Source organism: Chromobacterium sp. Panama (genome assembly GCF_003052555.1).
GTDB lineage: Bacteria > Pseudomonadota > Gammaproteobacteria > Burkholderiales > Chromobacteriaceae > Chromobacterium.
In genome coordinates this window covers 1,672,880-1,685,206 of the sequence record NZ_QARX01000001.1, presented here as the reverse complement: position 1 = coordinate 1,685,206, position 12,327 = coordinate 1,672,880, and the positions used below count along the sequence as shown (strand labels likewise).

General features: G+C 65.7%; 8 protein-coding genes. 2 read left to right on the top strand and 6 right to left on the bottom strand.

The genetic code is table 11. The features are described from left to right. The first annotated feature begins 451 nt into the window (after positions 1-451). Both DB032_RS07675 and DB032_RS07670 read left to right on the top strand, forming a co-directional pair. Positions 452-1,144, top strand: coding sequence for a response regulator transcription factor (locus DB032_RS07675; RefSeq protein WP_107798956.1), 693 nt, complete (start codon positions 452-454; stop codon positions 1,142-1,144). A gap of 4 nt (positions 1,145-1,148) precedes the next feature. Then, on the top strand, positions 1,149-3,509 hold the full coding sequence (locus DB032_RS07670; RefSeq protein ID WP_107798955.1) for an ATP-binding protein: 2,361 nt from the start codon (positions 1,149-1,151) through the stop codon (positions 3,507-3,509). On the opposite strand, the gene DB032_RS07665 is transcribed toward DB032_RS07670, so the two are convergent. From DB032_RS07665 to sicA, 6 genes are all read right to left on the bottom strand, one after another. Continuing rightward, positions 3,461-3,757, bottom strand: coding sequence for an acyl carrier protein (locus DB032_RS07665; protein WP_146176607.1), 297 nt, complete (start codon positions 3,755-3,757; stop codon positions 3,461-3,463). The genes DB032_RS07670 and DB032_RS07665 overlap by 49 nt on opposite strands. Beyond that, the gene (locus DB032_RS07660; RefSeq protein WP_107798953.1) at positions 3,741-6,899 is read right to left on the bottom strand and encodes a hypothetical protein; all 3,159 of its coding nucleotides are present in this window, start codon (positions 6,897-6,899) and stop codon (positions 3,741-3,743) included. Before DB032_RS07660 ends, DB032_RS07665 begins: the two co-directional genes overlap by 17 nt. Positions 6,900-7,028: 129 nt before the next feature. Beyond that, a complete protein-coding gene (sctA, locus tag DB032_RS07655; RefSeq protein ID WP_107798952.1) occupies positions 7,029-8,222 on the bottom strand; it encodes a type III secretion system needle tip protein SctA in 1,194 nt (397 codons plus the stop codon). A gap of 140 nt (positions 8,223-8,362) precedes the next feature. Then, a complete protein-coding gene (locus tag DB032_RS07650) occupies positions 8,363-9,622 on the bottom strand; it encodes an IpaC/SipC family type III secretion system effector (RefSeq protein ID WP_107798951.1) in 1,260 nt (419 codons plus the stop codon). Between the two features lie 16 nt (positions 9,623-9,638). Next, entirely contained in the window at positions 9,639-11,384 is a 1,746-nt protein-coding gene (sctE, locus tag DB032_RS07645; RefSeq protein WP_107798950.1) for a type III secretion system translocon subunit SctE, read from the bottom strand. Continuing rightward, on the bottom strand, positions 11,381-11,884 hold the full coding sequence (gene sicA, locus DB032_RS07640) for a type III secretion system translocator chaperone SicA (protein WP_107798949.1): 504 nt from the start codon (positions 11,882-11,884) through the stop codon (positions 11,381-11,383). The genes sctE and sicA overlap by 4 nt, the downstream gene beginning before the upstream one ends. Positions 11,885-12,327: the final 443 nt, after the last annotated feature.

The window sequence follows — 12,327 nt, the reverse complement described above, 5'->3', positions numbered from 1 at the left end:
AATTTTGTTAGCCGCTCTAAGAACCGATACACGCCATCGCGCCGGCGGCGGCGCCTCGCCGCCGGCCTCATGCCAGCGCGCTAAGCGTCGCCGTCCGTCGCCGAAATCGCTTCACAAGGCGCAGCCGGCGCGGAATAATGGCCTGCTGGCTGTCTTTAACAATCCGGGGAACGAGATCACGAATGCGCACGCTTTCGCCTCCGGCCCCGCCGCAGGCGACGCCGGCCGCGCCGCAGCGCCTGGCCCGTCCCGCCATTCCACCCTCCGTTCCCTCAGCCGGCCAGACCGGCGGCGCAAGCGCTCCCTGCCGCCAAACCTTTGCGTAATGGCCTATACCAAGCCTGAGGCCGAAGCGAAACCGGAGCCGCCGCCCGCGCAACAGAATACACAGGTTCAGAGACATAACCATGGCGCAAGGCGCAGCCGCGCCGCCATCTGTTGGGATACTCATATGCCTGATGCCAAATCATTGCGGAGCCAGCCGATACAGATCACCTTGCTGGACGATCACCTGATGGTGCTGAACAGCCTGGCCGGCCTCCTGGCCGATGAAACCGACTTGAACGTAACCGGACAGTTCACCAGCAGCGCGCCGCTGATTCAGCATCTGAAGCAGCACGACGGCGTCGACGTCGTGGTCACCGACTACGCGCTCAGCCCCGGCGACATCGACGGCTTCAGCCTGATCCGCGGCCTGCGCCGGCGCTTCGCCCGCGTGCGCATCCTGGTGATGTCGGCCTATTACACCCCGGCCACGGTGGCGCTGGCGCTGCGCTGCGGCGCTCACGGCTTCATCGGCAAGGAGCAGAGCCTGGACGAACTGGTGGCCGCCATCCGCCTGCTGGCCGACGGCCACAGCTATCTGAGCCCGGACATGAGCGCCGCGCTGAACGAGAGCTGCGCCAACCTGCCGGTGCCGCAAAAAACCATGTTGCGCAGCTTGCTGGACCATCCGGAACTGTCCCCGCGCGAACGCGAGGTGCTGCGCTGCTGCCTGGACGGCATGACGGTCAGCGACATCGCCGTCAAGTTCTCGCGCAGCATCAAGACCATCAGCAATCAGAAGCAGTCCGCGCTGAAAAAGCTGGGCCTGCGCAGCGACAACGAGCTGTTCCAGCTGCAAAGCCGGCTGGCCAGCCACTGAAGCCATGCGCGCGCGCTCCTTGCTGCTCTCCTGTCTGCTGCCGGCCTTCTGCCTGTCCGGTCTGAGCCACGCCGGCTTCAAGCCGGCGGAACGCGCCTGGCTGGCCAAGCACCCGGTGGTGCGCTACGCGATAGACCCCCACGGCTGGCCTATCGAATACATGGAGGACGGCGAGCACCGCGGCCTGACCCAGGCTTATCTGAACCGCATTTCCGAGATCAGCGGCCTGCGCTTCGAGCTGGTGCCGGTGGCCAACCGCCAGCAGGCGGTGGACATGATGCTGAGCGGCCGCATCGATCTGCTCACCGCGCTGTCCTCCGGCCTGATTCCGCCGGAGGTGGGCCGGCGCATCCGCTTCAGCGACCCCTACTTCTCCGGCAGCACCGTGCTGGTCACCCAGCCGGACAAGCCCATCGTGTTCAGCACCTCCAAGCTGGCCGACAAAACCATCGCGGTGGAAAGCGGCGACCCTTACGAATATTTCCTGCGCGAAAACTTTCCCGCAGTGGACATCGTGGCCACGCCCACGCCGCTGGCGGCGCTGGACGCGGTGGCGGACGGCAAGGCCTACGCCGCGGTGGGGCTGGACGCGGTGATGCAGTCCGTGATCCGCCGCCGCTATTACGGCTCGCTGCGCATTGCCGGCAGCGTCAGCGAAATGCCCAGACTGGTATCAATGGCGATCAACAAGGACCAGCCGCAGTTGCTGTCCATCATCAATGATTCGCTGGCGCAGCTCACTGCGGACGACACCCAGCACATGCTGGAAGACTGGCTGCAAACCACCGGTTACGGCGCGCCCTCCTGGCGCTCCATCGCCCGTTATTACGCGCTGGAGCTGTCCGGCGTCGGCCTGGTCCTGCTCTTGCTGCTGGTGTTCGCTCAGCGCGCCCACGCCGCACGCCGCGCCGCCCAGCGCAGCGAGGCGGAGAAATCGACGTTTCTGGCGGTGATGAGCCATGAAATCCGCACGCCGATGAACGCGGTGCTGGCCTCGGTGGAGCTGCTGCGCCAGGCCGAGCTGCCGCCGCGCGAACGCGAGCTGGCGGCGCTGGCCAACGCCTCGGCGGTGAATTTGCTGGAGCTGTTGGACAATGTGCTGGACGTGTCCAAGCTCAACGCCCAGCGGCTGCTCCTGGAGCCGCTCGCCACCGACACGGCGGCGCTGGCCAGCGGCGTGGCGGCGATCTATCGCGCCTACGCGGAAAAGAAAGGGCTGGAACTACAGCTGGAAATGTTGGGTTTGTGCAGCCGCCTGCTGGTGGTGGACCCGGTGCGCTTGCGCCAGATTCTGAGCAATCTGCTCAGCAACGCGGTCAAGTTCACACGTCAGGGCGAGGTGAGCCTACGGCTGGAACTGCAGGAAATAGAAAAGGAACGGGCGCTGCTGTGCATCCAGGTCAGCGACACCGGCATCGGCATCGCGCCGGAACAACAAGCCCGCTTGTTTCATGAATACGCGCAGGCGGACAATACCCAGCAACGCTACGGCGGCACCGGGCTGGGCTTGTTGATCTGCCGGCAACTGGTTGAGTTGATGTCCGGCCGCATCGCGCTGGACAGCCAGCCGGAGCGCGGCACCACGGTCACGCTGTGGCTGCCGGTGCGCCATTCGCCGGCCGAAGCCGCCGCGGACGCGGAACTGGACGCCGTCAGCTCGCCGACGGCGCTCAAGGAAGCCTGCGACCCCATCCTGGTGGTGGAGGACCAGCCGGCCAACCGCTTCATCATCGCCCAACAGTTGTTGCAACTGGGCTACCGCGCGGTGACGGCGGACAACGGCGCCGCCGCGCTGGCCTTGCTGGATCAGGGCCAGCGCTTTGCGATGGCGCTGCTGGACTGCAACCTGCCCGGCATCAGCGGCTATCAGCTGGCGCTGCGGCTGCGCCGCCACCCGGCGCTGCAGTGGCAGCCCTATCTGCCCATCATCGCCATCTCGGCCACTACCGGCATAGAACACCAGCAGCGCTGCCTGGACAGCGGCATAGACAGCTGCCTGACCAAGCCATTGAGGCTGGCCCAGTTGGAACAGATCATGACGCTGTGGCTGGACCACCGGCCCGGCCCGGCGCCCGCCGCGCCGGCCCCGCCCGACGACGAGCTGACGCAGTTGCTAAGCCACAGCTGCGACGCCGACGCCGCCGCGCTGCGCCAGGCCTTGCAGGCGCGGGACTGGCCGCAAGCGGAACACTACGCGCACCGCCTGCACGGCGTGGCCCTCAGCGCCGGCCTGCCGCGCTTGCCGGCGCTAGCGGCGGAAATGCAAGCCGCGCTGCGCCTGCCGCAGCCGGACTCCGCCCGGCTGCGGGATCTGCTTCAGGCGCTGGAGGCCGCGCTGCCGCAAGCGGAGCCCAGCGGCGACTGAGCTAGGCGGCGCGCCAGCTGCCGCTCCACCACCTGGCAGACATGGGCCACGGTCTTGATGTCGACGATGTCGTCGACGCCGATCTCGATGCCGAACTCGTCGTTCAGCAACAACACCATGTCCAGCAGCTCCATCGAGTCCGCGTACAACTCGTCCACCAACCTCGCCTGCGGCTGCAGCTTGGACTCCTCCACCGATAAGCAACAGGCCATTACCGCCACCACTTTTTCTTCAAGACTGACGGACACGGTTGCGCTCCCGAATGCGGTTGGTATCGAGATGCAGGCCGTCGGTGGTCAGGGTGACGCCCGAAGACGAGCTCAAGGCTTCACCGCGCCGTGATTCGGCGGCGGCGTCTATGCCCAGCCCGCTCAGCAGTTCCACCACCAGCGGGTTGGCCGGCTTGCCGCGCGGCAGCAGATTGGCCTCGCGGATCAAGGTGCGCGCAAAACTGCCCAGCGCCTGGCGCTGCCGCTCCAAGCCCGGATGCTCGGCCAGCACTTTCCGCAGTTGCGCGGCGTCGTCGCCCAGCGCGCCCGCCTTGCCGTCGGCAAAGTCCTTCAACACCCCGCTTTGCTGGGTGCTGTTGCCCGGCAACACGCGGTTGCGCAATGCTTCAAACTCGCGCCGTTGCGCGAAGGGCTGCGTCGCGTCGGGTTCCAGGGCGCCGCGCACCGCGCGGATCAGTTCGCTGCCGGCGTCCAAGGCGAAGGCGCGGCTGCGCAGATAAGCCTGGGTCGGCAGCGTGTACAGATTGCCGTCGCGGAACTTGAGCCCGTCGAAGCCGCCGCCGTCTCGTTCGGCCGTCGGAGCCGTGGCATCCGCCGTCGGCGCGCGGCCAAGCTGAGACGCTTGTCCATTGGCCTCCGGTTCGCCGGCCGCGCTCTGGCCGGCTGCGGCGTTCAAGACTTGGGACAAGCCATCCGCCACCTGTCGCGCGGCCTGATGCAGACTCGAGCCGGCATCGGCGGCCGGCGCGTCTCCGGCCGACAAGCGAACCGCTTGGTCCAGCGGCGTGTTGGCCGCTTGCTGGATATCGACGCGTTCGGCCCGCAACTCGCCTTCCACGCGCCGGCCTGCCGCGGTGTCCAGCACCTGGGACAAGCCGTCGGCTACCTCGCGCGCGCCCTGATGCAGGCGAGCGCCGACATCCACCGCCGGCGCGTTGCGCGGCTGAAGACCCAAGCCGTTCAGGAACTCGCCCAGCAAGGGATTGGCCCGCCCGCCCGGCGACAACAGATTGGTTTCCCGAATCAGGGTTTGCGCAAAACCGCCCAGCGCCTGACGCTGCCGCTCCAGGCCGGGATGTTCGGCCAGCACCCCGCCCAGCCGGCGCGCGTCGGCGGCCAGCGTTTCCGGCGCGCCGTCGGCGAATTGCCGCAGCAAATCGTCTTGCTGCATGCGGCCGCTGGGCAACATCCGGTTGCGCAAGGCTTCGAACTCGCGCCGTTGCACGAAGGGCTGCGCCGCGTCGGGCTCCAGCGCGTCGCGCAGCGCCTTGATCAGTTCCCGGCCGGCGGCATGGCCGTCCAAGGTCGAATGAAAAACCTGGCTGCGCAGATAAGCCTGGCTGGGCAGATTGCGCAGCGGGCCGCCACGGAAGGACAGCCCGGCGAACTCCCCGCCTAGGCTGGCGGTTTGCGGCTGGGCTGCCGCGTCGAGCCGCGCCTGACGCGCCGTCGCGTCCAACTTGCCCGCTTGCGCCGCGCCGGGAATGGGCGTCGCCAGCGTTTCCTCGTCCAGCGCCGTGTTCATCAGCTCGGACATGGCCGTCGACACCTGGCTGGCCGCGTCGCGCAAAGCCTGGCCGGCATCGGTCTGCGTGCCCTGTTCCACGCCGGACGGCACGCCGCCGAGAGTCGCGGACTGCCGCGTGGCCGGCTGGCTGAGCCGCGCCTGACTCGCCGTCGCCTCCAGCTTGCCCGCCTGCGCCGCGCCGGGCGTGGGCGCCGTCAGCGTTTCCTCGCCCAGCGCCGTGCCCATCAGCTCGGACATCGCCTCCATCACCTGGCTGGCCGCGTGATGCAAAGTCTGGCCGCCATCGGTCTGCGTGCCCTGCTCCACGCCGGACGGCGCGCCTCCCAGGATTGCGGATTGCGATGCGGCCGGCTGGCTGATCCGCGCCTGACGCGCAGTCGCTTCCAGTTTGCCGGCTTGCGCCGCGCCGGGCGTGGGCGCCGGCAGCGTTTCTTCGCCCAGCGCCGTGTTCATCAGCTCGGACAAGGCGCCCGTTACCTGGCTGGCCGCGTCCAGCAAGGGATGGCGCGTTTCCGACACGGTGGCCTGCTGCGGCTTGGGCAAGTCCTGGCTGCGGGCGACTTGCGGCGCCGGCATGCGCAAGGACGTCACCAGGCGCGAGGGCGCTCCGCCTTGATGGCGGTTGCCCTTGTTCACATCGCCCAGATACATGTCGCCGCGCTTGTCCCAACGCCGGTTGTCCTGACGATTGTCCTGACGATTATCGTTATTGGTGGTGTAGTAGTTATTCACCACCATCGGCTGCTGCGCGCCCCCCGGCTCGGTCGGGCCTGGTTGAGGGCCCGGGCCGGGATCGGGCTGACCATCGCGGGCGGGGTCCGGTTGTTGCGGGCCTTTCGGGTCTTGCCCCAGCCCCTCCAGCACGCTGCGCAGCAATTGCGGCAGGATGGCGACGGTGTCGAGGTCGCGCGCCTGCCGGCCCAGGCTCGGGCCGCTCAGCCCCAGCATCTCGCCGCGGCTCTGGCGCAGCGCGTCGAAGGCCAGCTTCGCCGCGCTGTCCACCAGTTCCATCACCTTCTCGCCGGTGGCGGTGTCCAATGAGCGCCCCAGCTGGGTCTCGACATAGGACAGGATGAAGGTGCTGACCTCGCGCTGCATGAAGTCGTTGCCCAGCTTCATGGTGTCGCCGCCGCAATGCTGGTGCGCCAACAAGGCCAGCTTGTGCTCCAGCTGATTGCGCAGCTGGTATTGCTTATTGGTGCTCTGGGTCCACGGGCCGAAGGCGGATTTGGCGCCCAGGCCGTCTTTCAGGACCCGAGCGGTGTAGTGCTGCGCCAGATCGTCCAGAGATTTGGCGTCCTGCGGGCTCAGATCCGGCTGCTGCTTCAACTGCGCATAAACCTTGGCGAACTCCGCGATTTCCAATTGGGCGTAGACATTGGGCGAAGCCAGGTAGAGCTTGTCCAGCGCCTTGGCGTCCGTCGAGGCGGCGAACAAGGCCGCCACGCTGTCTCGGGTGTGCTGGGCCTTGAAGCTGGCCGGATCCATCAGCGAGTGGCGGCGCGCCGGCGTGGCGGCGCTGCTGCGCCCGCCGTTGAAACGCTCGGAGAGCGGGGTGGCCGGCCGCCGCGACGCGTCCGCCGGCATGGACAGAGAGCGCGTCAGAAGGGGGGATGCTCCGCTAATGGGCATGGTGTGGTTCTCCTTCGCCTTATAGAGCGGCTAATAGAAGTCGGTTTTACGGCTGAGGTAAGGCGCGCCGACGGTAGCCGTCATACGGCAAATCGGCGCGCGGCGCCGCGGGAGTTTTGTCAGCCGCGCTTAGCCTTGCAGGAAGGACTTGGCGGTTTCCGTGCAGCTGCTGATGGTGCTGCTGAGCACCTTGACCAGATTGTCGAACAGCGAGTTGGCGTTGCTGTATTTCTGGGTCAGCGTCTGCAAGGTGTTCTTCAGGTTTTCCTCCTGCGCCTTGAAGCCGGACTGCCAGGACTGGAATTTGGCATTGTCCATTTCCACCTTCTGCCCTTGCGACGGCACCTTGTTGCCCGCCAGCCCTTCCAGCGCCTTCATCATTTTATCCACTGGACCGGTGTCGATGACCACCACATACCTGCCTGAACCCTTGGGTTGTTCCTTCACACATTCCTTGGGCAAGCCCAATTCCGCGGCCCATTTTTCCGCTTCTTCCTTGGCCTTCTCTGGCGTATCGGCGGTGCTGGCAAACAACTCCGTGTTCTCGTATTTCTCCTTCAATGTCTTCAGCGCGGCGTACAGATCGCCCACATTCAAAGTGACTTTGTCTCCCTTGTCGTTGGATGAGATCCAACCGGCCATCTGGGACAGGATGTCGCTGAACTCTTGGTAGAACTCGATGTATTTGCCCACCACGTTCTCATACACGCCCAAGTAGCCGTCCTTGATATTGCCGATGGATTCGCTGATCAAGTCCCACAGTTCGCGGTCGGAAATCATATCCTTGGCCGCACCCGGCGCCGGGGCCGTGTACAACATCGGCGCGGCAAATTCCCGCGCCATGGGCGGAGCGTCGGCGAACACGTCGGCGATATCCGCCTGCAGCTTAGACTGTTGCTCAGCGGACATCACGTAGCCGCTTTGCGCCAAAGCGCCCAGACCGCTTTTGAGTTGCTGAGTATTCAGCGTCTGCATATCGCGGGCCTGGTCCTGCGCCCGCGTCAGCGCGCCGCGCTGGAAATTAAGCCGCTCGGCCACCGGCTGCTCGCCGCCGGCAATCGCCGCCTGCCAGCGCTGGTCCGCCAGCTTGCTTTCATAGGTGGTCTGCCCTTCGACGGTGCGGCGGGCGGCCTCGTTGGCCTGGCGCAACGCGTCGGCCTTATTCTGAGCGGTGTTGAGCGCGGGCAGCTCCGGCCCTTGCGGCGCGGCGGCGCGGGTTTCAACGGCGACGCCGGCGACATCGGCTCGCGGCGCGGCCGCCGGTGTTTCCGTCGTTTGCGGCAGCGTCAGCGGCAAGGAGGATGTGGTTTGAATGCCGTTCATGGGGACTCCCCTGCTTGGCCAGCGCCGAGACAGACGCCCAGGCGCTGGCGGGATGAATGGTGTGGAAGGCCGGCCCGACCGGGATGGCCGGGCCGGCGGACGGCGCCTGGGATGGCTCCGTCCGGTTCCGGGCTAGCGGATCAGGCGCGAATGTTGCCGGCCACCGCGCCCATCGCCGCGTTCTTGGATTGGCTGATGCTGTCCAAGGTGCGCAGCAGCTCCTGGATGAAGCTGTCGGATTTGCGGCTGCTCTCGCGGGTTTCCTCGGAGGCGGTATTGGCCACGCGGCTGGAAGCCTGGCTGATCTGCTGCTCGGACTGCTCCAGCGTGGCCGCGTAGCGGCCGGAGCCGCCGGCGATATTGCTGGCCGCGGACGAGCTGTCCATGATGGCCCGGCCGGTGGTTTTCTTGGCCTCGGCCTTGAGCTTGGTGTCCTCCATGGCCAGTTGTTCCGCCTGTCCCTTCACCGACAAGTTCTCGCCGGCGCCGCCCAGCGCGGTTTCATGCTCCTTGGACAAACGCTGCTTGCTGGACTGCAGGTCGATCTTGCCGCCGGCCATGCCGTCGGCCACGCTGCCGGCGGCGTTGGACTGCGCGTTCAAGTCGCCCGCAGCCGGCTTGGCCGCACCCGGCTGCTGCGGCTTCAGGCCTACTTGCTTCAGGCTGTCGGCGTCGGTGCCCAGCTTGACGGTGTTCTGGCGGCCCAGCGCGGACTGGATATTGCGGCCCTCATCGCCCAGCTTGGTCAGCTTGGGCGCGTTGTTCTTCAGCGCGCCGCGTTCAGCGCTCAAGCCGCTCAGATTCTTCTTGGCCCCGACGCCGGTGAGGCCCATCTGGCCCACGCCCTGGGCGATGCTGCTGGACAGGTTGGCCACGCCCTCGCGCACCATGGAGGCGGCGGTGGCTTTGGTGGCGTCGAAGCCTACCAGCGACAGCTTGCTGCTCAGCGTGTTGTCGGCGGTGCGCAACGCCGACATCAAGACAATGGCGGCCACCATCAGCGCCGCGCCGTTGGGCGCCATGCCGCTGATGTCGAAGGGCTTGCCCTGCTCGGCCTGCTCCTTGACCTTGTCATCCACCAGCTTGCTGACGCCGGACTCGACCTTCTGATACACCGGGCCCAGATCCAGGACGAAAGCCGGGTCCTGGGCTTTTTCACTCAGGTAGCTCTTCAGCGCGTCGGTCACCTGCTTGCTCACCTCGGCGGACGGCGGGCGCAATTGCGGCCCGCTCATCGCCTCGGCCAGCCCCTTACCGTCGCGGCCGGCGCCGTTCAGGATGGGCAGGATGTCCTTGATGTCCACCAAGGACTTGGCGACAGGGGATTTTTCAGCCGTTCCGGATTCAAGCGCCGCCGGAAACGGATTGTGGGTGGAAACACTGCCGATAATAGTTGCCATAATATTCTCTCCTAACTCAAGCGTGACTCTGACGCAGCACGAAACGACCGGCTTCGGCGTTCTGCTGCAACGCGGAAGACATCATCGTGGTCAGGTCTTGGGTAACTTTCTGGGTGCTGGCGAAGACTTCCACCGTCTGCTTCAGCCATTGTTCGATCTGCTCCATCGCGGCGCGCGCCAGGGTGAAGTCGGCCAGCGCGTCGCTGGCGTTCTTCATGAACACGCCCTGCGCCACATTGCCGCCGGCCTGAGTGGCGGCATGCGCCACTTCTCCGCCCACCGCCACCCAGTTGAGGGTGTTGGTCATCAGTTGCTTGGAGGCGGCGTCGGTGCGCAGGCCCAGGCTGTTGGCCAGGCGCTGGAAGCCCTGGGTCAACATCTTGCTGCCGTTCTTGGCCAGTTCCTTCAGCACATTGGGCAGCATCTTCTTGATGGCGTCGCCCATCAGCTTGCTGAGCGCGCCGCCCAGCTTGCTGGCGGCGCCCTTGCCCACCACGGCCACCACCACAATCACCGCGACCATGGCCACCGCGGCCAGCACCGCGCCGATGATGGAGCCGGCCAGCTCGGCGGTCTTCTTGTCCACCCCCATGCTTTCCAGCGCCTTGGTGATGGCTTTGCCTATCAGGTCCATCAAGGGTTTGAGCACCGTGTCCATCAAGGGCTTAAACGCCTCTTCCATGAAGGACACCCCGGTGGTGGCCTTGACCACCTCGTCCGCCACCATCAGCGCGACGCCTACCGCGGCCAGCGCCAGGCTGGCGCCGCCGGTAAATACTGCGGCCACGACGCTGATCACCGTCAGCACCGCGCCTAGAATCTTGCCAATGCACCCCATGATGCGATTGAGTTCTTCCGCCTTGCGCACTTCTTCCTGGTACTCGGCGGATTTTTTGTCCATTTCCTTCTGGCGGCCTTCCTGCATGGCCTGGAACAATGCCAGATCGTTTTTCAGGCTTTCTTCGCTGTTCTTGCCCACCATCTCGACGAACATCGCCATCAACATGGTCAGCTTGGCCACGCTGGTCAGGTGCTCCTCCGCGCCCTGCGGCACCCCGCTGCCCTTGACGTTGAGCCCATGGGCCTGAGTCAACAGCTTGTCGGCCTTGTCGGCCTTGTCCTTGGCGAAATTGTGCGCGTCGGTGGCGGCCTGTTCCGCCTTGTCGGCCTTGAGCTTAGCAGCCTGCGCCTCGTTGGCGGCCTGGTCGCGCGCCGCCAGCGCCTGCTGGTAGCCGGCGTCTTCCGGCGTCAGCCCGTCCAGCTTGGCCTGAGCCTGGGCCAGCTTCTGCTTGGCCGCGTCCAGCGTGGCCTTGGCCGTTTTCAAATCGCCCAGCGCGGTCTGGTAGGCCTCGGTGGCCTGTTCCGCCTCGCCGATCACCTGCTGCAACTCATCCGACAGCTTCTGGCCCATCGCCACTTGCGCTTCCATCATCGCGCGCCAGGTGGCGATGCGGCTTTCCAGCTGCGACAGCGAGACATTGCCCAGCAAGGACATCAACTGTCCCAGCAGCAACGTCAGCTTGCCCGCGCCGTCCAGCTCTTCCTTGGCCTTGGCCGTGGGCTGGGTCAGCGGCGGCGTGTTCAAGTCGCTGCGCGGCTTGGCGGCGCCGGCGTCGTCGCTGACGCGCATCGTGAACAGCGCTTGCGCCGACTTCTGCGCGGCGTCGACGAATTTCTCGCTCGCCTGGGTGTTACCCGATAGCGCTTTCGCCAGCTTGGCACTGTCAAGATTGAAGCTTTGACCGATAGTGTTACCGCTCATGCTTGCTCCTTTTCCTGCTGACGGGATTGCTCGGCCTCCGTCTCCTGCAAACTGTCCAGATACACTTGGGCCTTGGCGCGCAGCGACTCGTCGTCGCTTTGTTCGCACACCAGCTCAAAACACTGCCTGGCCTTGGCCGCCTTGCGCATGAACAGCTGGCACTGCCCGGTGAAGAACACTGGCCGGTAGTCGTTCTTGCTCAGGGCGAAGGCCACCGCGTATAGATCGGCGGCCTTCTGGAACTGTTTCTTGAGCTGGCACACGGCGGCCAGCCCCATGATGTAGTCGGGGTTGTAGAAGTCGTAGATGCACAGAAAGCGGAAGAAGGTTTCCGCCTCGTCGAGCCTTCCCTTGTTGTAAAAATCGTAAGCGTGGGCGTACAGGCCTTCCATCATGTCCGGCGGAATGCCGTGCACGTCTTTCAGGGTGGCTCCCGCGCTTACCGCATCCCAGACCATCTCTGCCAGGCGGTCGTCGCTGACACTGTCTTCAGGGTTCATCAAACTTCTCCTAGTCGCTGTCACCAACCCGGCAGAGCTGGCTAGAGACGACGGTTGTCTTGGGTGTGAAATGACCGTCGTCGCTGTCATTTAACAGCGGTCGGCGGGGGGAAACATTCAGGAATCGCTCATGGCGACGGCGCATCGGCTATCCGGGCGTGTTCAATATGGCCTTACGGGTTTTGAGGCCGCCACCACGCGGGGGAAGATTGGCGTTGCCGGGCTGGATGGGCCTGAGAACCTGTGTACGATCTTTCGTCCGCGCTTTGAAACACGGTTTGATACACAGGAAGCCGCGTATCCGACGCGCCCCAGGTCCCTTCAAGCCTGCCGTCGGGTGGCAGGCCCGAGGTCTTAAGCGGCTGACCTGTTTGAGCGATTTGACGTTAGCAAATCGCGAGTTCAGCCGCGCCTCGGGCCTGACGGGACCCGGCGGGAAGCCG

Bases quoted from the DNA above. Each gene is read 5' to 3' on its own strand.
- DB032_RS07675 (WP_107798956.1), top strand. From the start codon at position 452: ATGCCTGATGCCAAATCATTGCGGAGCCAGCCGATACAGATCACCTTG.
- DB032_RS07670 (WP_107798955.1), top strand. From the start codon at position 1,149: ATGCGCGCGCGCTCCTTGCTGCTCTCCTGTCTGCTGCCGGCCTTCTGC.
- DB032_RS07660 (WP_107798953.1), bottom strand. From the start codon at position 6,899: ATGCCCATTAGCGGAGCATCCCCCCTTCTGACGCGCTCTCTGTCCATG.
- sctA (WP_107798952.1), bottom strand. From the start codon at position 8,222: ATGAACGGCATTCAAACCACATCCTCCTTGCCGCTGACGCTGCCGCAA.
- DB032_RS07650 (WP_107798951.1), bottom strand. From the start codon at position 9,622: ATGGCAACTATTATCGGCAGTGTTTCCACCCACAATCCGTTTCCGGCG.
- sctE (WP_107798950.1), bottom strand. From the start codon at position 11,384: ATGAGCGGTAACACTATCGGTCAAAGCTTCAATCTTGACAGTGCCAAG.
- sicA (WP_107798949.1), bottom strand. From the start codon at position 11,884: ATGAACCCTGAAGACAGTGTCAGCGACGACCGCCTGGCAGAGATGGTC.